Raw genomic sequence first — 25,696 nt, forward strand, 5'->3', positions numbered from 1 at the left:
AGGCCTGCCGATGGAGAACAAGCCATGACGACATCCTCGCGCAGCCCGGCACCCCTGGCCTTCATCACCGGCGCATCCAGCGGCATAGGCCAGGCCCTGGCCTGGCATGCCTACCAGCAAGGCTGGTCGCTGGCACTGGTTGCACGGCGTGGCGACGTGATGGCGCAATGGGCTGCGCAGCAGGGCCTGGAGGCGTCGCGCTTCGCCATCTACGAGGCCGATGTGGCCGTGCCCGACAGCATCATCGCTGCCGCCCGGCGCTGTGAGCAGCAGCAGGGCCTGCCCGATGTCGTGATTGCCAATGCCGGCGTCAGCTGGGGTGTGGACACCTCGATGCGCGAGGATATCGACACCATGCAGCAGGTGCTGGCCGTCAACACCATGGGCGTGGCGGCCAGTTTCCATCCCTTTATCACGCCCATGGTGTGGCGTGGCAGCGGGCAGTTGGTCGGTATCGCCAGCGTGGCCGGGCTGCGCGGCCTTCCGGGACATGGTGCTTATTGCGCCAGCAAGGCTGCAGTCATTGCCTATTGCGAAAGCCTTCGCGGTGAATTGCGAAGTAGTGGCGTAAAAGTCACTACATTGCTTCCTGGTTATGTAGATACACCCCTCACACGCGGTAACCGCTATGGCATGCCATTCCTATTGCAGCCCCATGAGTTTGCTGCAAGGGCCTGGCGTTCCATTGATGCCGGGCGCAGCCTGGCCATCATCCCCTGGCAAATGGCGTGGGTTGGCCGTTTGATGAAAATTCTGCCAAACCCCTTGTTTGATCGGCTGCTTGTAGGACGAAAGCGCAAACATCGTCATTCGAAAAATCCCTGAAGCTCGTCGTGCTCAGGGAATATGTTCATGCATAAACTTGCACCCGCAAAAAAGGCTCCCTGAAGGAGCCTTTTCTTGTTTGGGAGAACATGGAGACCGGGGTCTCATTCTCCGTTGTTATTGTTGTTTCCCCAGCCGCCGCCACGGCCGCCATTGCGGGGGCCGGAGCCATAGGGGCTGCGGAAACCGCCATCGCCACGGCCGCCGTAGCCGCCACCACCGCCGTCACCACGGCCATAGCCACCACCGCCGCCGCCGCCATCGCTGCGTCCGTAGCCGCCGCCATCACCGCGGCCACCGCCACCGTAGCCACCGCCGCCGCCATCACCACGGCCATAGCCGCCACCACCGCCGCCGCCACCAAAGCCGCCCGAGCGCGGGGGACGGGGCTCCATGGGGCGCGCTTCGTTCACCACGAGGCTGCGTCCGCCCAATGGCTGGCCATTCATGCCTTGAACGGCTGCCTGTGCTTCGGCATCGCTGCCCATTTCGACAAACCCGAATCCCTTGGAGCGGCCTGTGTCGCGTTCCATCATGACCCGGGCGCTGGTGACAGCGCCGAACTGGCTGAATGCCTGCTCCAAGTCGTTGTCACGCACACCATAGGGAAGGTTGCCGACGTAAAGCTTATTGCCCATCAAAAACTCCTCAACTCCTCAATGCTCACTGGTTTGCGCTCGGCTTCAGGACGCACAGACATCAGGTTCTTTGTATACAAGAGCCTGTCCAACCTTCCTAAACACATAGCGTTCGAACGGGTCTGCCCGAAACCAAATTATGAAGCACAAAAATCAAAAAGATAAATGCTCGAAAACACAAGCTGATAACGTTTGGCAACAAAAAAGGGGCCCGAAGGCCCCATTTTTTGCTAAAGCAAGCTCTAAGCGAGTGCTTAGTAGCTGTTGCGACGGCCGCCGCCACCGCCGTAGCCGCCGTCACGGTTGCCGCCGCCGAAGCCGCCGCCACCGCCGCCACCACCAAAGCCGCCGCCGAAGCCGCCGCTACGGGGAGCGCGGGGCTCCATCGGACGGGCTTCGTTGACCACCAGGTCACGGCCGCCGCGGTTTTGGCCGTGCAGGCCTTGGATAGCAGCTTGTGCTTCGGCATCGCTGCCCATTTCGACGAAGCCGAAACCCTTGGAACGGCCGGTGTCGCGCTCCATCATCACTTTGGCGCTGTTGACGGCGCCGAATTCGCTGAAGGCTTGCTCCAGATCGCTGTCACGGAAGGTGTACGGCAGGTTGCCGACGTAAAGCTTGTTGCCCATGGAGGACTCCTGAAAAAACTGGAAAACGCGATGGAGCCCTAGGGAGTCAACACGGGATGACAACGTTAGAGACGCAAACGCACTCGCCCTCATTGAGCCGAAGCCCGAACGAAAGCCTGCCCATTATGTGGCAGAAGTTTTCGCACGTTATTACTGTTTCGCAAAAATTCGTCGTGCCCGCCACAGAATGCCCCTGGGAGTAACCCTGAAATTGCGGCAGCGCATAAGCAAGTGCCGTGGCGGCAGTGGTGGTCGGCATGCGGATCGGGGGGCTGCTATGATCGCCGCCTCAGTCTTTGGGGAGTAGATCGTTCGGCTCAGTAGCCGGATGCATGCGTCAACAAACTTGGGCCTTCGCTGGCCTATGGCGTATGCGGCGCGCAGTGCAATGCTGCGTGTGACCGATCGAGACCATTGACCGCGCACCGATCCAAAGGCCGGAGTCGGAGCGTGGTCAATGCGTGCTCTATCCGGCCGGATAAATCCCCACACCATGGAAGCCTTCCTGATTTCAACCTCCGTCGTGGCACTTGCCGAGATGGGGGACAAGACCCAGCTGCTGTCGCTGGTGCTCGCCGCGCGTTTTCGCAAACCCTGGCCCATCGTTGCGGGCATTTTCGTGGCCACGCTGGTCAACCATGCGCTGGCCGGTGCCGTGGGTGCCTGGATCACCAGCTACCTGGGCGAGAACGCCATGCGCTGGATCCTGGGCCTGTCCTTCATCGCCATGGCGATCTGGATGCTGATCCCCGACAAGCTCGACGAGGACGAGGTCTCCGGGCATTCGCGCTGGGGCGTCTTCGGCACCACGCTGGTGGCCTTCTTCCTGGCCGAGATGGGCGACAAGACGCAGATCGCCACCGTGATGCTGGCGGCCAAGTACAACGCCTACCTGTGGGTGGTGGCCGGCACGACGCTGGGCATGATGCTGGCCAACGCGCCTGTGGTGTGGCTGGGCGACAAGCTGGTCAAGCGCGTGCCCATACGCCTGGTGCATGTGGTCTCGGCCGTGATCTTCCTGGTGCTGGGCGTGCTGGCCCTGTTCCTTCCGGGGACGGGCGTTTTGGCATAATGAGCCTTCATGCGCCGATTTGCTTCTGCTTGCGGGCGCTTTATAAATCCTGCTAAAGACGACACCAGAGAACCCGGCCTCGTTTTTAGCGATGCCGGGTTTTTTCATGTCCTTCATCGCCACACCACAAACCATGCACTTCGACGAGCCCCTGCCGCTGCAGGGCGGCGGCTCGATCCGGGACTACGACCTCGCCTACGAGACCTACGGGCAGCTCAATGCCGATCGCAGCAACGCGGTGCTGGTCTGCCATGCGCTCAATGCCTCCCACCATGTGGCAGGCGTCTACGAGGGCCAGGCCAAGAGCGAGGGCTGGTGGGACAACATGATCGGCCCGGGCAAGCCCGTGGATACGAACCGGTTCTTCGTGATCGGCGTGAACAACCTGGGCTCGTGCTTTGGCTCGACCGGCCCCATGCACGCGCATCCCGACACCGGCAAGATCTATGGCGCCGACTTCCCCGTGGTCACGGTGGAGGACTGGGTGGACGCCCAGGCCCGGCTGCTGGACCGGCTGGGCATTGGCCAGCTGGCCGCCGTGCTGGGCGGCAGCCTGGGCGGCATGCAGGCGCTGTCGTGGTCGCTGCGCCATCCTGACCGCATGCGCCACGCCGTGGTCGTGGCCAGCGCGCCCAACCTCAATGCCGAGAACATCGCCTTCAACGAGGTGGCGCGCCGCGCCATCGTCACCGACCCGGATTTCCACGGCGGGCATTTCTACGAGCACGGCGTGGTGCCGGCGCGGGGCCTGCGCATCGCCCGCATGATCGGCCACATCACCTATCTCAGCGACGATGTGATGAACCAGAAGTTCGGCCGCCAGCTGAGGGAGGGGCTGGACCTGAAGTACAGCACGCAGGACGTGGAGTTCCAGATCGAGAGCTACCTGCGCTACCAGGGCGAGAAGTTCAGCAGCTACTTCGACGCCAACACCTACCTGCTGATCACGCGTGCGCTCGATTATTTCGACCCGGCGCGCGCGCATGGCGGCGACCTGACCCGGGCGCTGTCCGTGGCCAAGGCCGGCTTCCTGCTGGTGAGCTTCACCACCGACTGGCGCTTTGCCCCCGCGCGCAGCCGCGAGCTGGTCAAGTCGCTGCTGGAGAACAACCGCGACGTCAGCTACGCCGAGATCGACGCGCCCCACGGCCATGACGCCTTCCTGCTCGACGACCCCCGCTACATGAAGGTGATGCGCTCCTACTTTGACAACATCGCCCAGGAAACCCAGACAGCCGCCAAGGAGGCCGCATGACCGAGCTGAACACCATGCAGGCGATTGCGCGCCTGATCCCCAAGGGCTCGCGCGTGCTCGACCTGGGCTGCGGCGATGGCGCCCTGCTGTCGCACCTGCAGCGCGAGCGCGGCTGCACCGGTTACGGCGTGGAGCTGGACGACGCCAATGTGCTGGCCTGCGTGCGCCGGGGCGTGAACGTGCTGCAGCTGAACCTGGAGGACGGCCTGGCCATCTTCCAGGACAACAGCTTCGACGTGGTGCTGCAGATCGACACGCTGCAGCATCTGCGCAATGCCGAGACCATGCTGCAGGAGACGGCGCGCATAGGCCGCGCGGGCATCGTCGCCTTCCCCAACTTCGCGCACTGGCCCAACCGCCTGTCCGTGCTGCGCGGGCGCATGCCGGTGACGCGGCGCCTGCCCTACCAGTGGTATGACACGCCCAATATCCGCGTGGGCACCTACAAGGACTTCGAGGTGCTGGCCACCCGGAACCGGCTGCGCATCCTGGACTCCTTCGGCCTGCAGGATGGCCGCAGCGTGCGTACCCTGCCCAATCTCATGGCGGGCACGGCCGTCTTCCATTTCGAGCACGCCTGAGCGGCGGTCCGGTCCATGCCCGTGTCATGGGTGGCGCGCACAATCGACGGATTGCGAACCCGAAAGGCAGACATGAACCGCTTCCCACGCCGCTGCGCGCTGGCCCTGGCCGGCGCGGCCGCCGGCCTGCTGCTGGCAGGCTGCGCCACGCCGCAGGCCGCCAATCCCCCATCGCAGGCCGCGGACTGGCCTCCCCGGCCCGCGCTGATCGCGCACCGCGGTGCATCGGCGCTGCGGCCAGAGCACACGCTGGAGGCCTACCGGGAGGCCATACGCGCGGGCGCCGACTTCATCGAGCCCGACCTGGTCATCACGCGCGATGGCGTGCTGGTGGCGCGGCATGAGAACGCCATCGCCATCCTCGCGGCCGACGGCAGCCTCAAGGAGGCCACCACCAATGTGGCCGACCGTCCCGAGTTCGCGGCGCGCAAGACCACCAAAACCATCGACGGGCAGGCGATCACGGGCTGGTTCGTGGAGGATTTCACGCTGGCCGAGCTGAAGACGCTGCTTGCGCGTGAACGCATCCCGGCGATCCGCCCGGCGAATGTGCAGTTCAATGACCGTTTCGAGGTGCCCACGCTGCAGGAGGTCATCGACCTGGCAAAGGCGGAGAGCGCGCGCACGAACCGCACCATAGGCCTCTATCCCGAGACCAAGCACCCGAGCTACTTCCAGTCCATCGGCCTGCCGCTGGAGCCCGTGCTGCTGAAGCTGCTTGCGGACAACGGCTGGAACCATACGCAGGCGCCAGTCTTCGTGCAGTCCTTCGAGGTCGAGAACCTGCGTTGGATCCGTGCGCGCAGCAGCCTGCGCCTGGTGCAATTGCTGGCGCCCAAGGGCAAGCCCTATGACAGCGTGGCGCGCGGCACGGGCCCCGGCTATGCCGACATGGTCACGCCAGTGGGCCTGGCCGAGATCGCGCGCTATGCCAACGGCATCGGGCCGAGCAAGAGCATGGTGATCCCCGTGGTGCAGGGCGCCAATGCGGCGCCCACGGCGCTGGTGGCCGATGCCCACCGTGCGGGGCTGCTGGTCCATCCCTGGACGCTGCGGCCCGAGAACGCCTTCCTGCCCCTGAGCCTGAAATCGCCGCCCGCACAGGACGGCACCCGGCGCGGCAATGCACGCGCCGACATGGACGATTTCCTGCGCACCGGCATCGACGGCATCTTCACCGACGATCCGTCGGTGGGGCGCGCGGCCATCGATGACCTGCTCAAACCGAAGCCTTGAGACGGCGCGCCGCCGCGCGCTTGCCTGCTGCCTGCGCCTGCTCCAGCCACTGCTGCACACGGGCGGCCTCGGCGCCGAGCACGGGGCCGAAGCTGTGTATGCGCACGGGCCGGATGCCGCTGAATTCCAGGATGGCGCGGCGCATCTGATGGTGCCCCGGCATGTGCGCCACCCAGCGGTAGTACCAGGGCGGTGAATCCATGCTCACCAGCAGGTCGGCCGTGCGGCCGGCCAGCAGCCGGTCCCACAGCACCGAGCCCTTGCGGTACTTGAACGCGAAGCCCGGCAGAAAGATGCGGTCGATGAAGCCCTTGAGCAAGGCCGGCAGGCCGCCCCACCAGGTGGGATAGGCCCATGCCAGGTGGCTGGCCCACAGGATGTCGGCCTGGGCCCGCTGCAGGTCAGGCTCCAGGGGCTGATCCTGGCGGTAGCCGGCATGCAGCAGCGGGTCGAAGTCCAGTTCGCCCAGGCGCAGCAGGCGTACCTCGGCGCCGCTGTCGCGTGCGCCCTGTGCGTAGGCGTCGGCCAGGCCTGCGCACAGGCTGCTGGCCGACGGGTGGCCGAGGATGATCAGGATGCGCTGGGGATGCGTATCGGCAGGAGGGTGGGCGGTTCTTGGAGACATGGCGCCAATGTTCGCCTTGCCCCTTGGGGCAGGGTCAAGCACCCGGGCTCAGGCCGCGTGCTCAGGCCAATGCGGGTTCGCAGGCGCCCTGGGTACCTGCCGTCTCCAGGCTGCATTCGAGCAGTTCGCGCTCCAGCGCCGCCAACTGGGACTGCTGTGCCTGAAGGCGCCGGATTTCTGCCTGAACCTGGGTGCTGCGCTCGCGCAGCAGCCGGGCCAGCGCTTCCCAGCTTGTGGCCTCATGGATGCGGTGCAGGCCGTGCAGCTCGTCCAGCCGAAAGCCCAGTCCCAGCGCCTGGCGTATGCGCTGCACAAGCACCAGGTCCTGCTCGCCATAGACGCGGTAGCTGCCTGCCCGTGCCACGGCGCCGAGCAGGCCCCGTGATTCATACAGCCGGACGGCCTTGGGCGAGCAGCCGGCGCGTCGGGCGAGTTCTCCGATATACATGGCGCGATCGTAGTCGTTGGCGGCGGGGTGTCCGGGGTCCGTGCCGCCTTGGCGCACAATGACCGGATCGCGGCGCTGGCTTCGCTCGAACGGTGCGCCGACCCATGACACGAGGACCCGCCATGAACGCACGCACCCCTTCGCAGCTGCTGCAGCCCGCAGCCGCGCTTGACCAGATCAGCCGCTCCTGGGACGAGCGCATCGTCCCGGCGCTGACCGAGTACATCGCCATTCCCGCCAAGTCGCCCATGTTCGCGCCCGACTGGGAGCAGCAGGGCCACCTGGAGACCGTGCTGCGCAATGCGGCCGACTGGGTGCTGGCGCAGAAGGTGGCTGGCCTGACGCTGGAGATCGTGCGCCAGCCGGGCCGCACGCCGGTGCTGTTCTTCGAGGTGGAAGGCACGCAGGACAAGGCGGCCTCCAGCCCCACGGTGCTGATGTACGGCCATCTGGACAAGCAGCCAGAGTTCGACGGCTGGCGCAGCGACCTGGGCCCGTGGACGCCCAAGTACGAGAACGGCAAGCTCTATGGCCGTGGCGGCGCCGATGACGGCTATGCGGTCTACGCCAGCATCGCGGCCGTGCAGGAGCTCAAGCGCCAGGGCGTGGCACACCCGCGCATCCTGGGCCTGATCGAGACCTGCGAGGAAAGCGGCTCGCGTGACCTGCTGCCCTATGTCGATGCCCTGCGTCCGCGCCTGGGCGATGTGGGCCTGGTGATCTGCCTGGACAGCGGCGCCGGCAACTACGACCAGCTGTGGCTGACCACCAGCCTGCGCGGCATGGCCAGCGGCACGCTGAAGGTGGAAATCCTCACCGAGGGCGTGCACTCGGGCGATGCCTCGGGCGTCGTGCCGTCGTCCTTCCGCATCCTGCGCCAGGTGCTGGACCGGCTGGAGGACAGCAAGACCGGGCGCCTGCTGCCCGCCAGTTTCCACTGCGAGGTGCCGGCCGAGCGCATGGCGCAGATGCGCGACACGGCGGCCATCCTGGGCGAGGAAACCTATGCCCGCTTCCCCTGGGCGCACTACGACTGCGGCGGCTCCACGCTGTTCGCCCTGCCCACCACCACCGACCCGGTCCAGGCCCTGGTCAAGCGCACCTGGGAGCCCACGTTGAGCGTGACCGGCGCCGAGGGCCTGCCCGCGCTGCAGGACGCCGGCAACGTGCTGCGCCCCTATACCGCCTTCAAGCTCAGCCTGCGCCTGCCGCCCCTGGTCGATGCCGCCGCCTGCGTGCAGGAAATGAAGGCGCTGCTGGAGGACAACGCGCCCTACCAGGCCCGTGTGACCTGGCAGGGCCTGTCGGGCGCCAGCGGCTGGAATGCGCCAGCCATGGACGGCTGGTTCGAGGACGCGCTCAACGCGGCAAGCCAGGCGCATTTCGGCGCCTCCTGCGGCTACATCGGCCAGGGCGGCACGATTCCGCTGATGAACATGCTCAGCCAGGGCTTCCCCAAGGCCCAGATGATGGTCTGCGGCGTGCTCGGTCCCAAGAGCAATGCCCACGGTCCCAATGAATTCCTGCACGTGCCCTATGCCAAGAAGCTCACGGCCGCCGTGGCCCAGGTGATCGCCGCCATGGCAGGGGCGCAGGCAGCCGCCGAGGCGGGCGCTGCTGGCGTGGCGTGATGGCAGTGCCGGCCCCCGCACCCGTTCCTGCACCTGCCTCGCAAGGCCAGGTCACGCGCCTTGCGTCCAGCGACGGCGCCGAGCTGTCACTGCGCGACTGGCCCGTGGACGGGGGCCAGGCGCGCGCCACCGTGCTGCTGGTGCACGGCCTGGGCGAGCACATCGGCCGCTATGAGGCGCTGGCCCGGCGCCTCAATGCCTGGGGCTATGCGGTGCGCGGCTACGACCAATACGGCCATGGGCGCTCGGCAGGGCCGCGCGGCGGCTTGACGGCCGATGGCCGGCTGCTGGATGACCTGGCGGCCGTGGTCGATGCCACGCGTGCCCAGCAGCCCGCTGGCCAGCCGCTGGTGCTGCTGGGCCACAGCCTGGGCGGCCTGGTAGCTGCGCTGTTCGTGGCGCGTGCCATCCGGCCTGTCGATGCGCTGGTGCTGTCTTCGCCGGCCCTCGACGTGGGCCTGTCGCCCATCCAGAAACTGCTCGTGGGCACGCTGCCGCGCCTGGTGCCCGACCTGCGCGTGTCCAACGGCCTGCAGATTCCCTATCTCTCGCATGACGCGGCGGTCTGCGATGCCTACCGCGCCGATCCGCTGTGCCATGACCGCATCTGCGCGCGGCTGGCGCGGTTTCTGGCGCAGGGCGGTCCGCAAGTGCTGGCCCGCGCGGGGCAGTGGAGCGTGCCCAGCCTGTTGCTGTGGGCGGGGGACGACAGGCTGGTGGCACCGGCCGGCAGCCAGGCTTTTGCCGACCGCGCGCCGCCAGCCGTGGTACAGGCGCAGTGCTTTGACGGCGCCTACCACGAGCTGTTCAACGAGCGCGATGACTTCGCCGCGCCCGTGTTCGCGCGGCTGCGCGACTGGCTGGGCCGCTTCAGGCCAGCGTGAGCGCCGCCAGCGCGGCCAGGGGCGCGGTTTCCGCGCGCAGCACGCGTGGCCCCAGCGTGACGGGGACAAAGCCCTGGGCGCGGGCCAGGGCCTCCTCGGAAGGCGACAGGCCGCCCTCGGGGCCGGAGAGAAAGACCACGGGTGCATCCTCGGCCGTGGCATCCAGGATCTCACCCAGCGGCCGCGTGCCCTCGCCCAGCGACAGCAGCAGGCGCAGCGTGCCGGGCGGCAGCTGTTTCGCACCGCCCTCCAGCCAGTCCTCCAGGTCTGCCGGGGTGTGCAGCGGGGGAACGCGGTTGCGCGTGCACTGCTCGCAGGCCGATACGGCCACGGCCTGCCAGTGGGCGAGTTTTTTCTCGGCGCGCTCGCCCTTGAGCTTGAGCACGCTGCGCTCGGCCACCAGCGGGGTGATGCTGGCGGCGCCCAGCTCGGCCGCCTTCTCCACCAGCCAGTCCATGCGTTCGTTGGCCGTGATGCCGGCCAGCAGGTGCACGGGGCGCAGGGGCTCGCGTTCCACGGCGTGGTGCGCACCTATGCGCACGGCCACGTCGCTGCGGCCCATGCGCAGCACGGTGGCCTCGAACTCGCCGCCGCTGAAGCCTTCGCCGGCGCGGCCTTCGAAGAGGGTGATGCCGTCGCCGGGCTGCAGGCGCAGCACCTGCACATGGCGCGCCGCGCCGGGCGGCAGGTCGATGTCGGCGCCGCTGCGCAGCGCAATGGGGCAGTGAAAGCGTGGCATGGCGTATCCGTTCTCAGACGCGCCCGTAGGCCCAGCCGACCTGGGGCTGGATGTTTTCGATCTGGTCCACCAGGCGCAGCAGCGGCGTCAGCTCGCGGTAGCGGCTGCAGGTGGAGCGGATGTAGTGGATGAAGCGCGGCGCGTCGGCCAGGTAGCGGGGCTTGCCGTCGCGCAGCGTCAGCCGCGCGAAGATGCCGGCCACCTTGAGGTGGCGCTGCAGGCCCATCCACTCCACGCCCCGGTAGAACTCGCCGAAATCGTCGCCCCAGCCGCTTTGGCTGCGCGCGCCGACCAATCCCGACTTGCGCGCCTTCTCCCAGTAACGCACGGTAATGTCGATGACAAAGTCCTCTTCCCAGCTGATGAAGGCATCGCGCAGCAGGCTGGCGATGTCATAGGTCACCGGGCCATAGACCGCATCCTGGAAGTCCAGCACGCCCAGCGGGCCGCTGGCGGTCACGGGCTGCATGAGATTGCGCGTCATGAAGTCGCGGTGCACGAAGACGCTGGGTGCCGCCAGGTTGTGGGCCACGATCTGGTCGAAGGCCTTGGCCAGCGTGGCCTGCTGCCTGTCGTCGAGCACGGTTTCGCGGTGGCGCGCGATGTACCAGTCGGGGAACAGCTGCAGCTCGCGGCGCAGCAGCGCGTCGTCATAGGCGGGCAGCACGTCCGGGCGCGAGGCGGTCTGCCAGGCCAGCAGCACCTCCAGCGCCGAGCGGTACCAGGCTTCCGCGTCCTGGGGCTTTTCCGGGTCCAGCGCCTCGATGACGGTGTGGCCGCCCAGGTCGGAAAGCAGCATGAAGCCGTGCGCCGCATCCCAGTCCAGGATCTGCGGCACGGCCAGCCCGGCCTCGGCCATCAGCGCCTGCACCTTGGCGAAGGGCGCGCAATCTTCCTTGTCCGGCGGGGCATCCATGACGATGAGGCTGGCGCCCGCGCTGGTGTCCAGGCGCAGATAGCGGCGAAAGCTGGCATCGGCCGAGGCAGGGCGCAGGGTTTCGGGGCGCAGCGCGTGGCGGGCGGACAGCGGGGCCAGCCAGGCGTCGAAGGCGGCGTGGCGGGCGGGGTCGGCCCAGACAACGCCGGCCGTGGGGGTGTTTGGATGGCTCATGGATAATCGCGATTCTACAAACCGCCACCCCGGCGAATGCCCGGCGGTGATGCTAGGCTTGCGCCTTTGTCCACCCGCCGCTGTTGACCACCGTGTACCTCCGACCGCCGCTCCCCGATCCGCTGGCTGCCCGCGCGCCCGCGCGCCCCGCTGTACGCCCGCTGGCCTGGCTTGTGGCTCTCGCATGGGCCGGTGGCTCCACGATGGCCCAGGCCCAGCCCGCTGCAGCCGACGAAGGCCGGCTGCAGCAAGTCCGCCCGCTGCGCCCCAGCACGCTGATGCAGGAAACCTATCCCGAGGCGGTGCGCTCCCAGCAGCCCGTCTATGTGCGCGGTGACGCGCTCAGCGGCCAGCCGGACATCAACTCGGTGGTCGAGGGCAATGCCGAACTGCGCCGTGGCGACACCATGATCCGCGCCGACCGGCTCGAATACCAGGTGCCCGACGACCGCGTCAATGCCTCGGGCGCAGTGCACATCAACCAGGCCGGCAATGTCTACGAGGGCTCGCAGCTGGACCTGGAGGTCGATGCCTTCAAGGGCTTTTTCGACAACGCCGGATATCGCTTCCTGGCCAATGGCGCCTACGGCAAATCCTCGCGCGTGGACTTCATCGACCGCGACCATGCCGTGGTCCACGACGCCACCTACACCACCTGCCAGCGCGATGACGAGGCCAGCTGGGAGCCGGCCTGGATGCTGCGCGCCCGGACCCTGCACATCGATATGGCCGAGGAAGTGGGCGTGGCCGAGGGCGCGGCCCTGCAGTTCAAGGGCGTGACCGTGCTGCCCGTGCCGCGCATGAGCTTTCCGCTGTCGGACAAGCGCAAGTCGGGCCTGCTGCCTCCCACCATGGGCCTGGACAAGCTCAGCGGCATCGAATACACGCAGCCCTACTACTGGAACCTTGCGCCCAACCGCGACATGACCCTGTATCCCTCGGTCATGAGCAAGCGCGGCGTCAACCTGGGCGCCCAGTTCCGCTACCTGGAGCCGACCTATTCGGGCGAGGCCTATGCGGCCTACATGCCCGGCGACCGCCAGCGCGACCGGGACCGCTGGGCCTACTCGCTGCAGCACCGGGGCGTCATCGACTCGCCCATCGGTGGCCTGGGGTTGAACATGAACCTCAACCGCGTCAGCGACGACAACTACTGGCGTGACTTCCCGCTGGCCGCGAAATCGCTGCGCGAGCGCCTGCTGCCCAACGATGTGAACCTGTCCTGGGCACGTGGTGACAATGTGCTGACCCTGCGCACCCTGTACTGGCAGACCATGCAGGATGCATCGGCGCCCATTGCCCCGCCCTACGGCATGAAGCCGCAGCTGCAATGGCGCTACACGCCGCTGGACCTGCCGCACGGCCTGGACTTCAGCTTTGTGGCCGACACCACGCGCTTCGAGATCGACAAGCCCCTGGCCGGCATGACCTACAACAACGGCCAGCGCAGCTACATGCTGGCCCAGGTGAGCCGCCCCTTCCTGTCGCCGGGCGCCTTCATCACGCCCAGGATCCAGTTGCACACCAGCAACTATCAGGTGGACAGCCTGATGAGCAACGGCAGCCGCAATGCCTCGCGCACGCTGCCCACGGTCAGCGTGGACAGCGGGCTGGTGTTCGAGCGCGACACCACGCTGTTCGGCCGCCAGCTGCTGCAGACCTTCGAGCCGCGCGCCTTCTACACCTACACGCCCTACCGCGACCAGAGCTTTCTGCCGCTGTATGACACGGCGCGCAACGACTTCAACTTCGCGAGCATCTACTCCGAGAACGACTACAACGGCCAGGACCGCATTGCCGACAACCACCTGCTGACCCTGGGTGCGACCACGCGCCTGATCGACGGGACCACGGGTGCGGAAAAGGCGCGCTTCGGCATTGCGCAGCGCGTGCGTTTCTCCGACCAGAAGGTCATCCTGCCCGGCGAGGTGCCGGCCACCAGCCGCCTGTCCGACGTGCTGCTGGGCGCGGCCATCAACTGGACCGACGCCTGGTCCACCGAAGGCACGACCCAGTACAACCGAGACCTCAACCGCTCGGTGCGTACCACCTTTGGTGCGCGCTACAGCCCCAGCTCCTACCGCACGGTGAACGTGGCCTACCGTACCCAGTACGACACCGTGGCGCGTACCGACGCCAGCAAGCTGGTCGATGTGGGCTGGCAATGGCCCATCAACGACCTGTGGGGCGACAAGGGGCGCGACCTGGGCGCCGGCCGTGGCCAGGGCGGCGGGCGCTGGTACACGGTGGGCCGGCTGAACTACAGCCTGAAGGACCGCAAGCTCGTCGATACCGTGGTCGGGCTGGAGTACGACGGCTGCTGCTGGATTGGCCGCGTGGTGCTGGAGCGCCTGCAAAGCTCCATCACCCAGTCCAATACCCGGCTGCTGTTCCAGATCGAGTTCGTCGGCTTCTCGCGGCTGAGCCTGGGTGCAGACCCGCAGCGCAGCCTCAAGCAGAATGTGCCGCGCTACCAGTACCTGCGCGAGTCCGTGACGCCTCCCAGCCGCTTCACCAACTACGATTAGAGCCAACGCTCCAAACACGCTTTTTGCAAGGCATCTCTCCCATGCGTTTTCTTTCCCAGACCCATTGCTGCGCAGCTGCCGCTGTGGCGCTGGCCTTGCTGGCCACCACAGCCCAGGCGCAAGGCCTGCGTGTTCCGGGCCAGTCCAGGGCGCCCCAGGCCGGCGATGCCTCCGTCTCGCGTGCGCTGGACGCCACCAACCTGCCCTCGTCGCGCGATCGCGGCGCCAAGGCAGGCGTGCGCTCGGCCGATTACATCGTCGCCGTGGTCAACTCCGAGCCGGTGACCAACAACGAAGTGCGTGCCCGCATGGCGCGCGTGGCGCAGAACATTGCCGAGCAGGGCGGCCAGATGCCGCCCGAGGCGCTGCTGGCCCGCGAGGTGCTGGAGCGCCTGATCGTCGAAAAGGCCCAGCTGCAGGAAGCCAAGGACACGGGCCTGCGCGTGGATGACTACGCCGTGGACCAGGCGCTGACCAATGTGGCGCGGCAAAACGGCCTGGACAAGGCTGGCCTGCAGTCCCGCCTGCGGGCCGAAGGCGTGAACGAAAAGCAGTTCCGCGAAGAGCTGCGCCGCCAGATCACGCTGCAACGTCTGCGCGAGCGCGATGTGGACGGCCGCGTGCGCGTCACCGATGCCGACATCGATCGCTACCTGGCTGAGCAGCGCAGCGGCGGTGCCGACAAGGCACCGGCCGCCGTGAACCTGGGCCACATCCTGATTTCCGTGCCCGAGAACGCCAGCTCCGCCGAAGTGGCCGAGCGCGAGGCCCGCGCCAAGCAGGCCGCCGAGGCCGCCCGCACGCAAGGCGACTTCCTGGCCGTGGTCAAGGAGTTCTCCGATGTGCCCGACGGCCAGGGCGGCGGCGCCATGGGCATGCGCCCGCTGGACCGCTATCCCGAGCTGTTCACCAAGGCCGTGGGCCAGACGGCGCAGGGCGGCATCGTCGGCCCCTTCCGTTCGGGTGCGGGCTTTCACGTGCTCAAGGTGCTGGAGAAGTCGCAGGCCGGCATGCCGTCCGTGGTCACGCAAAACCATGCGCGCCACATCCTGCTGCGCATTGGCGACCAGATGACCGAGGCCGATGCCGCCAAGCGCCTGGCCGACTACAAGCGCCGCGTGGACAGCGGCCAGGCCAGCTTCGAATCGCTGGCCCGCGAGTTCTCGCAGGACGGCAGCGCGCGCAACGGCGGCGACCTGGGCTGGGCCTCGCCCGGCCAGTTCGTGCCCGAGTTCGAGCAGGTGCTCAATGCGCTGCAGCCCGGCCAGGTCAGCGACCCCCTGGTCTCGCGCTTCGGTGTGCACCTGATCCAGCTCATCGAGCGCCGCCAGGCTGCGCTGACGCCGCGCGAGCAGCGCGACATGGTGCGCAACGTGGTGCGCGAGCGCAAGCTCGAAACCGACTACCAGACCTGGCTCCAGGAGCTGCGTGGCCGCGCCTACGTCGAGTACCGCGAGCCACCGCAATAAGACACCCCCCGAACAGCTGCGGCTGCGGCAGTCCACAATGGAAGGCGGTGCCATGGCGCACCGCCTTGCTTTTTCTATGAAACACATTCCTCGCAAACGCTTCGGCCAGAACTTCCTGACCGATGACGGCATCATCGACGGCATCGTGAGCGCCATCGACCCCCGGCCGGGCCAGTTCATGGTCGAGATCGGGCCGGGCCTGATGGCCCTGACCCAGCCCCTGGTCGAACGCCTGGGCCGGCTCACCGTGATCGAGCTGGACCGCGACCTGGCCGTGCGCCTGCGCCTGCACGAGCAGCTCGACGTGGTCGAGTCCGACGTGCTCAAGGTGGACTTCCGTGCCATTGCCGCGCGCCTGGGCGTGCCCAAGCTGCGCATTGCGGGCAACCTGCCCTACAACATCTCCAGCCCCATCCTCTTTCACCTGCTCGAGCAGGTGGACGTGGTCGAGGACCAGCATTTCATGCTGCAAAAGGAGGTCATCGACCGCATGGTGGCGTCGCCCTCCACGGCCGCCTATGGGCGGCTGACGGTCATGCTGCAGTGGCGCTATGCGATGGAGAGCGTGCTGTATGTGCCGCCCGAGAGCTTCAATCCGCCGCCCAAGGTGGACAGCGCCGTCGTGCGCATGGTCCCGCGCGAGTCGCCGGCGGTCCTGGACGCGAAGCTGCTGGAGGAGATGGTGCAGGTGGCCTTCAGCCAGCGGCGCAAGATCCTGCGCAACACGCTGGGGCGCTGGCTGGAAGCCAAGGGCTTTGACGGGGAATTCGACCTGCAGCGCCGCGCCGAGGAAGTGCCGGTGTCCGAATACGAGGCACTCGCCGCCCGGTTCACGCGCGCCTAGGCACAGGCGGCACCCAGCGACTGCAGCGCCGACAGAGCCTACAGCGCCCGATTGGGCGCTGTGGGCTCTGGGCAATCAATGTCCTGCGCTTACAGGAACGAGTAGAAGCAGCGGAACGGAATCTTGCGCTCGGCCCAGTACTCGGCCGCGTCGCGGAAGCTGTCCAGCAGCTGCTCGCGCACTTCCTTGTCGAACTTGGGCGTGGTCGGGATCTGGTCGAGCACGAGCACAAAGCCCGGCTGCGGGCCGGCCTTGTGGATGGGGTCGGTCAGGCAGTCGTAGAGCGCGTCGAAGTTCTTGCCGAAATGCGCAGGGAAGAAGAACTGCGTGGCCAGCAGTTCCAGGATATCGGCCTTGGTCTGCGCATGGGCCAGGTTGGCATACAGAAAATGGCACCCCAGCGTCTCGGCCGCCTGTTGCAGATCCTCCACCCTGTAGGCGCGGATCGACTGCACGATGTTGGCGCGCACGTTCCGCAAAGGGGTGTCGGGGATCTTACGAAGTGGTGCATCCATCTCCGTGGCTCTTTCTCTAACGTGGATGTGGCCTGCGGGGACGGGCTCATGGCCTTCGGCATCCCTGGGCTGTGGATGAAATGCAGACCCCTGCCAGCGCACTGCGTCGGACACGGAGGGTCGAACTGGCTGTAGAGACTGGGTCGAGGTCATTCGATGATCTTGCGAAAGCTGCTGTAGTGGTCGCTGGTGTAGTAGCAGGCATCGGGCTGCTGGGGCTCTCCGCCGCAGACGATGCGGCGGGCTCCACGGTCACGCGAACCGGGCGTGCGCACCGTGTACTCACGGTAATAGCCGCGCGACTGGCGCGGCAGGATGCGCTCGCGGTTGCCGAACACCGTGCCGTCCTTGTCGTGGGCAAAAGGCCCGCCGCGCAGGATCAGCGTATACGTGGAACGGCCTTCGCGCGGCAACTCGGACAGGGCGACGGTGGCCACGGCCGCTGTCGTCTCCACGCTCTCGGGCGCCGAGCGGCGCGCATCAGCGAGCGAGGGCGACAGCACAAAGGCGGCCCCGACGATGAGCGCTAGACCGGACTGGTACGCCTTGGCGGCGGCTGCCTTCAGCATCAACTACACCTTTCAGAAATCCAGGGAAGCCCTGAAATCTCGACCCGCTAGTGTGACGGAACACCCCTCAAAATGCAAGTTCTGCCCAAAAAACAGGCAGCTTGACCAAGGAAATGTCTGGGGATTGAACAGTGAGAAGGCAACTCTGCGCCTGAGTTGCCTGCTATTCAATGCAGATGCCGCCCGTTGTCAAAAAAAGCGCGCGCGGCCAAAACGAGGGACACCGAGCAAGGGCCGCCCCGCAGCGAGGGTGTCGTCCCCCTCCCGCGAAGCGAGAGAGGGGGAAGCGGCGAAGCCGCTCAGGGGGTGCTTACCGGTTAGCGTTAGCGTCCGCCACCGTCAGCGCCGTCATGTTGACGATGCGGCGCACCGTCGTGCTCGGCGTGAGGATGTGCACGGGACGGGCGGCGCCCAGCAGCACTGGGCCGATGGCAATGCCGCCGCCAGCGGCCTGCTTGAGCAGGTTGTAGCTGATGTTGGCCGCGTCGATGTTGGGCATGACCAGCAGGTTGGCGTTGCCCAGCAGCGTGCTGTTGGGCATGAGCTGGGCGCGGGCCTTGCCGTCCAGGGCCACGTCGCCGTGCATCTCGCCGTCCACTTCCAGCCACGGGGCCTGCTCGCGCAGCAGCTCCAGGGTCTGGCGCATCTTGACGGCGCTGGGCTGGTTGCTGGAGCCGTAGTTGGAGTGCGACAGCAGGGCGGCCTTGGGCTTGACGCCGAAACGCATCATTTCCTCGGCGGCCATGATGGTGATCTCGGCCAGCTGCTCGGCCGTGGGGTCGTAGTTGACGTGGGTGTCCACCAGGAAGACCTGGCGGTCGGGCAGCAGCAGGCCGTTCATGCAGGCATAGGTCTGCACGCCGGCGCGGCGGCCGATCACCTGGTCCACATACTGCAGGTGGTGCGATGTCTGGCCCCAGGTGCCGGTGATCAGGCCATCGACTTCGCCCTTGTGCAGCAGCATGGAGCCGATCAGGGTCAGGCGGCGGCGCATCTCGATCCGGGCGATGGGCACGGTGATGCCCTTGCGCTCGGTCATGCGGTGGTAGGTCTGCCAGAAGTCGCGGTAGCGCTCGTCGTGCTCGACGTTGACCACGTCGTAGTCCGTGCCTTCCTTCAGGCGCAGGCCGAATTTCTCGATGCGCTGGGCAATGATGGCCGGGCGGCCGATCAGCGTGGGGCGCGCAATGCGCTCGTCCACCACGATCTGCGTGGCGCGCAGGATGCGCTCTTCCTCGCCCTCGGCGTAGGCCACGCGCTTCTTGGCGGCCTTCTTGGCCGCGGCGAACAGCGGCTTCATCATGGTGCCCGAGGCGTAGACGAAGGTCTGCAGGTGGGCGCGGTAGGCATCCATGTCCTGGATCGGACGCTGGGCCACGCCGCACTCGGCGGCAGCCTGTGCCACGGCCGATGCGATCTTCATCATCAGGCGCGGATCGAAGGGCTTGGGGATCAGGTACTCAGGGCCGAAAGTCAGTTGCTCGCCCACGTAGGCGGCCGCCACTTCCTCGCTCTGCTCGGCCTGGGCCAGCTCGGCGATGGCGTGGACGGTGGCGATTTCCATCTCGGTGGTGATGGTGGTCGCACCGCAGTCCAGGGCACCGCGGAAGATGTACGGGAAGCACAGGACGTTGTTGACCTGGTTGGGGTAGTCCGAGCGGCCCGTGGCGATGATGGCGTCGCTGCGCACGGCCTTCACGTCTTCGGGAATGATCTCGGGGTTGGGGTTGGCCAGCGCGAAGATCACCGGACGCGCGGCCATCTTGACCACCATGTCCTGCTTGAGCACGCCGCCAGCGGACAGGCCCAGGAAGACGTCGGCGCCTTCGATGACCTGGCCCAGCGTGCGCAGCTCGGTGGCGCGCGCGAACTGGGCCTTGTCCTCGTCCATCAGCTCGGTGCGGCCCTCGTAGACCACGCCGGCCAGGTCGGTGACGAACACGTTCTCGCGGCGCAGGCCGACTTTGAGCAGCAGGTTCAGGCAGGCCAGGGCAGCGGCGCCCGCGCCCGAGGCCACGAGACGGACCTCCTCGATCTTCTTGCCGGCCACCTTGAGCGCGTTGACCATGGCCGCTGCCACGGTGATGGCCGTGCCGTGCTGGTCATCGTGGAAGACGGGGATCTTCAGGCGGCGGCGCAGTTCGCGCTCCACGAAGAAGCACTCGGGTGCCTTGATGTCTTCCAGGTTGATGGCGCCGAAGGTGGGCTCCAGCGCGGCGATCACATCGACCAGCTTTTGCGGATCCTTCTCGTTGATCTCGATGTCGAAGACGTCCACGCCCGCGAACTTCTTGAACAGGACGGCCTTGCCTTCCATCACCGGCTTGGAGGCCAGGGCGCCGATGTCGCCCAGGCCCAGCACGGCGGTGCCGTTGGAGATCACGGCCACCAGGTTGCCGCGCGCCGTGTACTTGAAGGCGGCGGCCGGGTCCTTGACGATCTCTTCGCAGGGCGCTGCCACGCCGGGCGAGTAGGCCAGGGCCAGGTCATGCTGGTTGGCCATGGGCTTGGTCGGCACGATGGTCAGCTTGCCGGGCTTGGGAAACTCGTGGTATTCGAGTGCGGCACGGCGCAGCTGGGCACGTTTATCGGAAGGGGTCGGGGCCGTGTTGTCGGACATCAAGCGTCTCCAGCGAAGGCATGGCCAACGCACGCGCGGATCAGCCCGCGTGCCGTCGGCCGAGGTAGGGGGGAACCGATTGTAGGCCGACAGGCAATAGCCGGGCCCTGCTGTGAAACTGTTGTGATGCCTGGTTGCCCAATGCCCTGCGGCGGCGGCGGTCTTTGCTTGCGCGCCGCCGCAAAGCCGGGCAATCAGATGGCGTCCATCAGATGGCGTCCAGCGGAAACACCGGGCGGCTGACCCGGGCGAACGGAAAGCGCGAATAGTCCGAGGTGGTCACGCCAGGGCTGTCGCACTCGACCAGGCCGGCGGACAGCGGCACGAAGACGGGTCGGCAGTACATGCGCGACTTGAGCAGCACGAAGCGAAAGCGCGTCGGGTCCATGCCCACGCAGTGGAACACGCCCAGGTCCCAGGGCTCGTGCGTCTGCTCGGTGATCACGATCTGCGCTGCGCCCGTGTCCAGGCAGACCGTGCGGCCCATGTGGCAGCGCTGGCCCGTGTAGATGGGGCCGCTGACCGTGTAGGCGCCGTCGCTGACGGCGCGCACCGTGCCGCGCAGCCGCAGCGGCTGCTTGTGCAGGCCTATGCCTTCGAGCGATACCTTGTTGCCCAGCGCGATCTCCACCTCGGCGCCTTCGCCCGCCGCCGTGAGCGAGGCAACCGCTTCGGGGTCGCACAGCGGGCCTACGGCAATGCCTGACAGGCCCAGCTCCAGCGCGGTCTGCAGCACGTCCATGGTGTCGCAGGTGCCGCCGGACATGCAGTTGTCGCCGTGGTCGAGCAGCAGCACGGGGCGGTCGGCGCCTTCGGCCAGGGTTTGGGCGCGGCGCAGCGAATCGGCCAGCGGCTCGCTGCGGTAGATGAAGTCGGCGCGCCGCTGCCAGATCCGGGCGGCCAGCGCGTCCACGCTCGCCTGGGTGGCCGCGCGCTCCTCGGTGCGACAGGTGGCGACCACGCTCACGCAGGGCGCGGCGATGTCGGCCAGCGAGAAGCCGCCGAACACCGAGACCGCGGGCAGGCCCTCCGCTTCCAGGGCGCGCGCTGCGTTCACGGCGTCCAGCATGGGACCGTCCAGCGTGGTGCTGCGCAGCGTGTGGCTCATCAGGGGCAGGCGGTGCCAGCACACGGCGTAGCGCGCGCGGCCGGCCAGCATGTCCAGCAGCAGGCGGCCCGCGTGCTCGCCGGTCTCGTACATGTCGATGTGCGGATAGGTCTTGAAGCCGACCATCACATCGGCATTGCCCACCATTTTTTCGGTGATGTTGCCGTGCAGGTCCAGCGCCACGCCAACGGGCACGCCGGGCGCGGCGGCGCGCACGCGTTCGAGCAGGTCGCCTTCGCCGTCGGCGCTGTTCTCGGCCACCATGGCGCCGTGCAGGTCCAGCAAGATGGCATCGCAGCCCGGCGCGGCCGCCACGATGCGGCGCGTGAGTTCGTCGTAGGCGGCCGCATGCACGGGGCCGCTGGGATTGGAGGTGGCCGACACGGGCGTGACCAGGGTGGCGCCCGCCGCCTCGGCCAGGTCGATGAAGGCGGCCATGGCCGTGCGCATGCCCTTGTTGGCCGAATAGGCGGCCTCGCCATAGGTGGGCGCAAACGCCTCGATGGGCGTGGGCACGGGTGAGAAGGTATTGGTCTCGTGGTTGAGCCGGGCAATCAGGATCTTCATGCCGGCACCCCGCCGTCCGCTGCCTGCACCACGCCCGCGGCCGCCAGCATGGCGCGCAGCAGCACGTTGCAGCCGGCCTCCAGGTGGGCGGGCTCGGCGTCCTCGATCTCGTTGTGGCTGATGCCGTCGGCGCAGGGCACGAAGATCATGGCGGCAGGCGCCACGCGGGCCAGGTAGACGGCATCGTGGCCCGCGCCGCTGACCACGTCCATGGCGCTGTAGCCCAGGTCGGCGGCATTGGTGCGCACGGCCTCCACCAGGTGCGGCGTGAAGGGCTGGGGCGGGAAGTAGACGACCTGCTCCACGCCAATGGTCACGCCACGCGCGGCGGCAATGCGCTCGCAGGCCGCGCGCAGTGCGGCATCCATGTCCAGCAACTGGCCGTCGTCCGGCGCGCGCAGGTCCACGCTGAGCTTGACGCCGCCCGGGATCACGTTGCGCGAGTTGGGAAACACCTCCAGCGATCCCACGGTGCCGCGCGCATGCGGCAGGCGGTCCAGGGCGATGCGGTTGACCTCGGCCACGATGCAGCTGGCGGCCAGCAGTGCGTCGTGGCGCAGCTCCATGGGTGTGGGGCCGGCATGGGCCTCCATGCCCTGCACGCTGACGTCGTACCAGCGCTGGCCCAGCGCGGCGCTGACCACGCCGATCACGCGTTCATGGTTTTCCAGCACCGGGCCCTGCTCGATATGGGCTTCGAAATACGCGCCCACCGCAGGCGCCGGGCCGGCCGGCCCGGCATAGCCGATGGCGCGCAGCGCCTCGTCCACGCTCACGCCCTGGGCATCGCGCTGGGCCAGCGCATGCTCCAGCGTGAAGGCATTGACGAACACGCCCGAGCCCATCATCACGGGCACGAAGCGCGAGCCTTCCTCGTTGGTCCACACGGCCACCTCCATCGGGGCACGCGTGCGCACGCCGCCGTCGTTGAGCGTGCGCAGCACCTCCAGCCCGGCCAGCACGCCGTAGTTGCCGTCGAACTTGCCGCCCGTGGGCTGGGTGTCGATGTGGCTGCCCGTCATCACGGGCGGCAGCGCATCATCCAGGCCCGCGCGCCGCGCGAAGATGTTGCCGATGGCATCGACGCGGATGCTGCAGCCGGCCTCGCGCGCCCACTGCACGAAGAGATCGCGCCCCTGGCGGTCCAGGTCCGTCAGCGCCAGGCGGCACACGCCGCCCTTGGGTGTGGCGCCTATGCGCGCCAGGTCCATCAGCGATTGCCACAGGCGGGCGCCGTCGGTGCGCAGCCCGGCCGCAACGGCGGTGGCTGCAAGAGGGGTACTGAGATCCATGAATGACTCCTGGGAATGCGAAAAGCGGTGGATCAGGCGATCCCTACACCGAGATACCGGTCCTTGATGGCGTCATCGGCCAGGAAAGCGGCATTGCCTGCCTCGTGCGCAATCGCACCCTGTTCGATGATGTAGTGGCGGTCGGCCAGCTGGGTGCAGACCTCCAGGTTCTGCTCCACCAGCAAGATCGCCACGCCAGCGGCCTTGATGGTCTTGAGCTGGGCCACGATCTCCTCCACGATCACGGGCGCCAGGCCCTCGACGGGCTCGTCCAGCATGAGCAGGCGCGGCGCGTTCATCAGGGCGCGGCCTATGGCCAGCATCTGCTGCTCGCCGCCCGACAGCTGGCCGCCGCCGTTGCCGCGCCGCTCCTTGAGGCGCGGGAAGATGCGGTAGATGTCGGCCAGTTGCCAGGGCGAGCGTTTGCGCTGGCCCAGCAGCAGGTTCTCCTCCACCGTGAGCAGCTTGAAGATGCCGCGGTGCTCTGGCACCAGGCAGATGCCGCGCTGGGCCACCTGGTGTGTGGCCAGCCGGTGCACGGGTTCACCGCCGAAGCGGATCTGCCCCTGCGAGGGCTGCATCACCCCCGCGATGGACTTGAGCGTGGTGGTCTTGCCCGCGCCGTTGCGGCCCAGCAGCGTGACCAGCTCGCCGTCCTGCACCTGCAGCGACACGCCCTGCAGCACATGGCTCTTGCCGTAGTGGGCGTGTATGCCCTCGACCGAAAGCAGGGGACCGCTCATGCCTTTCCTCCCGTGATCATGTTGCCCAGATAGGCGCTGCGCACGCGCTCGTCGGCGCGGATCTCGTGGGGCAGTCCTTCGGCCAGCACGCGGCCTTGCTGCATGACGGTGATGGTGTCGGAGATGTCCATGACGATGTTCATGTTGTGCTCGATGAGCACCACGGTGTGCTCGTCCCTGAGGCCCTGGATCAGGCGCTTCATCTCGTCCAGGTCGTCGATGCCCATGCCCGAGGTCGGCTCGTCCAGGAAGATGGCCTTGGGCCGTGCGGCCAGGGCCATGCCCACCTCCAGCCGCCGCTGCTGGCCGTGCGAGAGGTTGCCGGCCGGCGTGTCCGCGTGGCGCTCCAGGCCCAGGCGCGACAGCACGCTGGCCACGGTGTCGGCCATGGAGCGCGCGCCCACGGGCGCGTTCCAGCAGTCCAGGGCCCTGGCGGGGGCCACGCCCTGCGCGGCCAGGCGCAGGTTCTCGCGCACGGGCAGGGTCAGGAACAGGCTGGTGACCTGAAAGGACCGTGCCATGCCACGGCGCACGCGGCGGTGGTCGGGCTCGCGCGTCACGTCGTGGCCGTCGAAGACGATGCGCCCGCCGCTCACGCTCTTGGTGCCCGTGAGCATGTGGAACAGCGTGGTCTTGCCCGCGCCGTTGGGGCCGATCACCGAGTGCACGGTGTGGGCGCGGACCTTGAGGTCCACGCCGCCCAGGGCGACGAACTTGTCATAGCGCTTCTCGACGCCCACGGCCTCGAGCAGGATGGGAGATGCTGCGGCGCTCATGCCTGGCCTCCTTTGGTTTCTGCAGCGGCCGCCTCGGCATCCGCCGGCCCTTTGCGTCGCACCAGGGCCCACAGGCTCTCGCCCAGGCCCCACAGGCCGCGCTGCAGGCCCAGGCTCACGATCATCAGCACCACGCCCAGCAGCAGCAGCCAGCGCGGCCACAGGGTGGACAGCCAGTCGCCCAGCAGCACATAGAAGGCCGCGCCCAGCACCGAGGCCAGCAGGTTGCCCGTGCCGCCGATCACGGTCATCACCAGGATCATTTCGCTGGTGTGGTACTCGGCGTTGGACAGCGGGGCGATGCCCGTCATCATGGCGTGCAGCGCGCCGGCCAGGCCCGTGACCGCGCCCGAGATCACGAAGGCCTGCAGCTTCAGCAGCCTCAGGTCGTAGCCCACGGCGGCGGCGCGTTCCTCGTTGTCACGCACGGCCAGCAGGGTGCGGCCGAACATGGAGTCGCAGACGCGGCGCAGCAGCCAGAACACCACCAGAAAGAGCACGGCCACAAAGCCGTAGTACTGCCAGGGCGTGGCCAGCGGCCACAGCGTCTGGCCGGCCACCGCGAGGGCGGGGCGGGGCACATCGAGCAGGCCGTTGTCGCCGCCGGTGATGTCCGTGGCCGAGTAGGCCAGAAAATAGAACATCTGCGCAAACGCCAGGGTGAGCATCACGAAGTAGGTGCCGCGCTGGCGTATGGCCACCCAGCCGACGATGGCCGCGCCCACGGCGCCCATGGCCGTGGCGGCCAGCAGGGCCAGCGGCATGGGCAGGGGCCAGCGCGTCAGCAGCAGGGCGATGGTGTAGCTGCCCAGGCCGAAGAAAATGCCCTGCCCGAAGGACAGCAGCCCCGTGTAGCCCAGCAGCAGATTGCAGCCCATGGCCGCAAGGCCGAAGATCAGCACTTCGCTGGCCAGCGAGCCCGACTGCATGCACAGCGGCATGGCCACCACGATGGCCAGCGCGAGAAGGAGATGGGAATGCCTGGTCATGG

At 67.6% G+C, this 25,696-nt stretch carries 24 protein-coding genes; 10 read left to right on the forward strand and 14 right to left on the reverse strand.

The window, feature by feature from the left end; genetic code table 11:
- The first annotated feature begins 24 nt into the window (after nt 1-24).
- Nucleotides 25-825 (forward strand): SDR family oxidoreductase, encoded by an 801-nt coding sequence (locus BW39_RS06820; protein ID WP_043820666.1) that lies wholly within the window; start codon nt 25-27, stop codon nt 823-825.
- A 104-nt stretch (nt 826-929) separates the two neighbouring features.
- On the opposite strand, the gene BW39_RS06825 is transcribed toward BW39_RS06820, so the two are convergent.
- Nucleotides 930-1,463 carry an RNA recognition motif domain-containing protein gene (locus tag BW39_RS06825; protein WP_043820668.1) on the reverse strand — a complete coding sequence of 178 codons (534 nt, stop codon included), beginning with the start codon at nt 1,461-1,463 and terminating at the stop codon, nt 930-932.
- Between the two features lie 254 nt (nt 1,464-1,717).
- The gene (locus BW39_RS06830) at nt 1,718-2,092 is read right to left on the reverse strand and encodes an RNA recognition motif domain-containing protein (protein WP_012207843.1); all 375 of its coding nucleotides are present in this window, start codon (nt 2,090-2,092) and stop codon (nt 1,718-1,720) included.
- A 493-nt stretch (nt 2,093-2,585) separates the two neighbouring features.
- Here BW39_RS06830 and BW39_RS06835 point away from each other — a divergent pair, with 493 nt between their 5' ends.
- From BW39_RS06835 to BW39_RS06850, 4 genes are all read left to right on the forward strand, one after another.
- Nucleotides 2,586-3,164, forward strand: coding sequence for a TMEM165/GDT1 family protein (locus BW39_RS06835; RefSeq protein ID WP_034397481.1), 579 nt, complete (start codon nt 2,586-2,588; stop codon nt 3,162-3,164).
- 106 nt (nt 3,165-3,270) lie between these two features.
- Complete coding sequence (metX, locus tag BW39_RS06840; protein WP_043820723.1) at nt 3,271-4,419, forward strand: homoserine O-succinyltransferase MetX; 1,149 nt, start codon at nt 3,271-3,273, stop codon at nt 4,417-4,419.
- Nucleotides 4,416-5,000 carry a methionine biosynthesis protein MetW gene (gene metW, locus BW39_RS06845; RefSeq protein WP_012207840.1) on the forward strand — a complete coding sequence of 195 codons (585 nt, stop codon included), beginning with the start codon at nt 4,416-4,418 and terminating at the stop codon, nt 4,998-5,000. The genes metX and metW overlap by 4 nt, the downstream gene beginning before the upstream one ends.
- Nucleotides 5,001-5,072: 72 nt before the next feature.
- Entirely contained in the window at nt 5,073-6,236 is a 1,164-nt protein-coding gene (locus BW39_RS06850) for a glycerophosphodiester phosphodiesterase (protein WP_200871502.1), read from the forward strand.
- Here BW39_RS06850 and BW39_RS06855 read toward each other — a convergent pair.
- Entirely contained in the window at nt 6,220-6,870 is a 651-nt protein-coding gene (locus tag BW39_RS06855; RefSeq protein ID WP_043820725.1) for an NAD(P)H-dependent oxidoreductase, read from the reverse strand. The two genes, BW39_RS06850 and BW39_RS06855, sit on opposite strands and share 17 nt — an antisense overlap.
- A 52-nt stretch (nt 6,871-6,922) precedes the next feature.
- On the reverse strand, nt 6,923-7,420 hold the full coding sequence (locus BW39_RS06860) for a MerR family transcriptional regulator (protein WP_235264161.1): 498 nt from the start codon (nt 7,418-7,420) through the stop codon (nt 6,923-6,925).
- A gap of 11 nt (nt 7,421-7,431) precedes the next feature.
- Between BW39_RS06860 and BW39_RS06865 the strand changes: the two genes are divergently transcribed.
- Nucleotides 7,432-8,940 (forward strand): M20 family metallopeptidase, encoded by a 1,509-nt coding sequence (locus BW39_RS06865; protein WP_043820673.1) that lies wholly within the window; start codon nt 7,432-7,434, stop codon nt 8,938-8,940.
- Nucleotides 8,940-9,824, forward strand: a complete 885-nt coding sequence (locus tag BW39_RS06870; protein ID WP_043820675.1) for an alpha/beta hydrolase — start codon at nt 8,940-8,942, stop codon at nt 9,822-9,824. The genes BW39_RS06865 and BW39_RS06870 overlap by 1 nt, the downstream gene beginning before the upstream one ends.
- Here the strand turns inward: BW39_RS06870 and BW39_RS06875 are convergent.
- Both BW39_RS06875 and BW39_RS06880 read right to left on the reverse strand, forming a co-directional pair.
- Nucleotides 9,811-10,563, reverse strand: a complete 753-nt coding sequence (locus BW39_RS06875; RefSeq protein WP_043820677.1) for a 16S rRNA (uracil(1498)-N(3))-methyltransferase — start codon at nt 10,561-10,563, stop codon at nt 9,811-9,813. The genes BW39_RS06870 and BW39_RS06875 overlap by 14 nt on opposite strands.
- 13 nt (nt 10,564-10,576) lie before the next feature.
- On the reverse strand, nt 10,577-11,674 hold the full coding sequence (locus tag BW39_RS06880) for an aminoglycoside phosphotransferase family protein (RefSeq protein WP_043820680.1): 1,098 nt from the start codon (nt 11,672-11,674) through the stop codon (nt 10,577-10,579).
- A gap of 92 nt (nt 11,675-11,766) precedes the next feature.
- Between BW39_RS06880 and BW39_RS06885 the strand changes: the two genes are divergently transcribed.
- From BW39_RS06885 to rsmA, 3 genes are all read left to right on the forward strand, one after another.
- Nucleotides 11,767-14,202: an LPS-assembly protein LptD gene (locus BW39_RS06885; RefSeq protein ID WP_152547184.1), complete on the forward strand. Its 2,436-nt coding sequence runs from the start codon at nt 11,767-11,769 to the stop codon at nt 14,200-14,202.
- A 41-nt stretch (nt 14,203-14,243) separates the two neighbouring features.
- Complete coding sequence (locus BW39_RS06890; RefSeq protein ID WP_043820684.1) at nt 14,244-15,671, forward strand: peptidylprolyl isomerase; 1,428 nt, start codon at nt 14,244-14,246, stop codon at nt 15,669-15,671.
- A 76-nt stretch (nt 15,672-15,747) separates the two neighbouring features.
- Nucleotides 15,748-16,515 (forward strand): 16S rRNA (adenine(1518)-N(6)/adenine(1519)-N(6))-dimethyltransferase RsmA, encoded by a 768-nt coding sequence (gene rsmA / locus BW39_RS06895; protein WP_043820687.1) that lies wholly within the window; start codon nt 15,748-15,750, stop codon nt 16,513-16,515.
- Between the two features lie 89 nt (nt 16,516-16,604).
- Here rsmA and BW39_RS06900 read toward each other — a convergent pair whose 3' ends face one another.
- From BW39_RS06900 to BW39_RS06935, 8 genes are all read right to left on the reverse strand, one after another.
- Entirely contained in the window at nt 16,605-17,030 is a 426-nt protein-coding gene (locus BW39_RS06900; RefSeq protein ID WP_013804792.1) for a barstar family protein, read from the reverse strand.
- A gap of 149 nt (nt 17,031-17,179) precedes the next feature.
- The gene (locus tag BW39_RS06905) at nt 17,180-17,599 is read right to left on the reverse strand and encodes a ribonuclease domain-containing protein (RefSeq protein WP_013804791.1); all 420 of its coding nucleotides are present in this window, start codon (nt 17,597-17,599) and stop codon (nt 17,180-17,182) included.
- 310 nt (nt 17,600-17,909) lie between these two features.
- Nucleotides 17,910-20,219, reverse strand: a complete 2,310-nt coding sequence (locus tag BW39_RS06910; protein ID WP_012207827.1) for an NADP-dependent malic enzyme — start codon at nt 20,217-20,219, stop codon at nt 17,910-17,912.
- Between the two features lie 208 nt (nt 20,220-20,427).
- Nucleotides 20,428-21,894 carry a M81 family metallopeptidase gene (locus tag BW39_RS06915; RefSeq protein WP_043820690.1) on the reverse strand — a complete coding sequence of 489 codons (1,467 nt, stop codon included), beginning with the start codon at nt 21,892-21,894 and terminating at the stop codon, nt 20,428-20,430.
- Nucleotides 21,891-23,186: a Zn-dependent hydrolase gene (locus BW39_RS06920; protein ID WP_043820692.1), complete on the reverse strand. Its 1,296-nt coding sequence runs from the start codon at nt 23,184-23,186 to the stop codon at nt 21,891-21,893. Before BW39_RS06920 ends, BW39_RS06915 begins: the two co-directional genes overlap by 4 nt.
- Before the next feature lie 32 nt (nt 23,187-23,218).
- Nucleotides 23,219-23,929, reverse strand: coding sequence for an ABC transporter ATP-binding protein (locus tag BW39_RS06925; RefSeq protein ID WP_013804788.1), 711 nt, complete (start codon nt 23,927-23,929; stop codon nt 23,219-23,221).
- Nucleotides 23,926-24,705, reverse strand: coding sequence for an ABC transporter ATP-binding protein (locus tag BW39_RS06930; protein WP_043820693.1), 780 nt, complete (start codon nt 24,703-24,705; stop codon nt 23,926-23,928). Before BW39_RS06930 ends, BW39_RS06925 begins: the two co-directional genes overlap by 4 nt.
- A complete protein-coding gene (locus BW39_RS06935; RefSeq protein ID WP_170962116.1) occupies nt 24,702-25,694 on the reverse strand; it encodes a branched-chain amino acid ABC transporter permease in 993 nt (330 codons plus the stop codon). The genes BW39_RS06930 and BW39_RS06935 overlap by 4 nt, the downstream gene beginning before the upstream one ends.
- Nucleotides 25,695-25,696 lie beyond the last annotated feature (2 nt).

This window comes from Delftia sp. RIT313 (assembly GCF_000632165.1).
In the GTDB taxonomy this organism is placed as follows: Bacteria; Pseudomonadota; Gammaproteobacteria; order Burkholderiales; family Burkholderiaceae_C; genus Comamonas; species Comamonas acidovorans.

Excerpts from the sequence above, each read along its gene's own strand:
- BW39_RS06830 (WP_012207843.1), bottom strand. The coding sequence starts at position 2,092 with ATGGGCAACAAGCTTTACGTCGGCAACCTGCCGTACACCTTCCGTGAC.
- BW39_RS06870 (WP_043820675.1), top strand. The coding sequence starts at position 8,940 with ATGGCAGTGCCGGCCCCCGCACCCGTTCCTGCACCTGCCTCGCAAGGC.
- BW39_RS06930 (WP_043820693.1), bottom strand. The coding sequence starts at position 24,705 with ATGAGCGCCGCAGCATCTCCCATCCTGCTCGAGGCCGTGGGCGTCGAG.
- BW39_RS06820 (WP_043820666.1), top strand. The coding sequence starts at position 25 with ATGACGACATCCTCGCGCAGCCCGGCACCCCTGGCCTTCATCACCGGC.
- BW39_RS06915 (WP_043820690.1), bottom strand. The coding sequence starts at position 21,894 with ATGAAGATCCTGATTGCCCGGCTCAACCACGAGACCAATACCTTCTCA.
- BW39_RS06890 (WP_043820684.1), top strand. The coding sequence starts at position 14,244 with ATGCGTTTTCTTTCCCAGACCCATTGCTGCGCAGCTGCCGCTGTGGCG.
- BW39_RS06865 (WP_043820673.1), top strand. The coding sequence starts at position 7,432 with ATGAACGCACGCACCCCTTCGCAGCTGCTGCAGCCCGCAGCCGCGCTT.
- BW39_RS06875 (WP_043820677.1), bottom strand. The coding sequence starts at position 10,563 with ATGCCACGCTTTCACTGCCCCATTGCGCTGCGCAGCGGCGCCGACATC.
- BW39_RS06910 (WP_012207827.1), bottom strand. The coding sequence starts at position 20,219 with ATGTCCGACAACACGGCCCCGACCCCTTCCGATAAACGTGCCCAGCTG.
- metW (WP_012207840.1), top strand. The coding sequence starts at position 4,416 with ATGACCGAGCTGAACACCATGCAGGCGATTGCGCGCCTGATCCCCAAG.
- BW39_RS06935 (WP_170962116.1), bottom strand. The coding sequence starts at position 25,694 with ATGACCAGGCATTCCCATCTCCTTCTCGCGCTGGCCATCGTGGTGGCC.
- BW39_RS06905 (WP_013804791.1), bottom strand. The coding sequence starts at position 17,599 with ATGCTGAAGGCAGCCGCCGCCAAGGCGTACCAGTCCGGTCTAGCGCTC.
- BW39_RS06925 (WP_013804788.1), bottom strand. The coding sequence starts at position 23,929 with ATGAGCGGTCCCCTGCTTTCGGTCGAGGGCATACACGCCCACTACGGC.
- BW39_RS06900 (WP_013804792.1), bottom strand. The coding sequence starts at position 17,030 with ATGGATGCACCACTTCGTAAGATCCCCGACACCCCTTTGCGGAACGTG.
- BW39_RS06850 (WP_200871502.1), top strand. The coding sequence starts at position 5,073 with ATGAACCGCTTCCCACGCCGCTGCGCGCTGGCCCTGGCCGGCGCGGCC.
- metX (WP_043820723.1), top strand. The coding sequence starts at position 3,271 with ATGTCCTTCATCGCCACACCACAAACCATGCACTTCGACGAGCCCCTG.
- BW39_RS06880 (WP_043820680.1), bottom strand. The coding sequence starts at position 11,674 with ATGAGCCATCCAAACACCCCCACGGCCGGCGTTGTCTGGGCCGACCCC.
- BW39_RS06920 (WP_043820692.1), bottom strand. The coding sequence starts at position 23,186 with ATGGATCTCAGTACCCCTCTTGCAGCCACCGCCGTTGCGGCCGGGCTG.
- rsmA (WP_043820687.1), top strand. The coding sequence starts at position 15,748 with ATGAAACACATTCCTCGCAAACGCTTCGGCCAGAACTTCCTGACCGAT.
- BW39_RS06835 (WP_034397481.1), top strand. The coding sequence starts at position 2,586 with ATGGAAGCCTTCCTGATTTCAACCTCCGTCGTGGCACTTGCCGAGATG.
- BW39_RS06825 (WP_043820668.1), bottom strand. The coding sequence starts at position 1,463 with ATGGGCAATAAGCTTTACGTCGGCAACCTTCCCTATGGTGTGCGTGAC.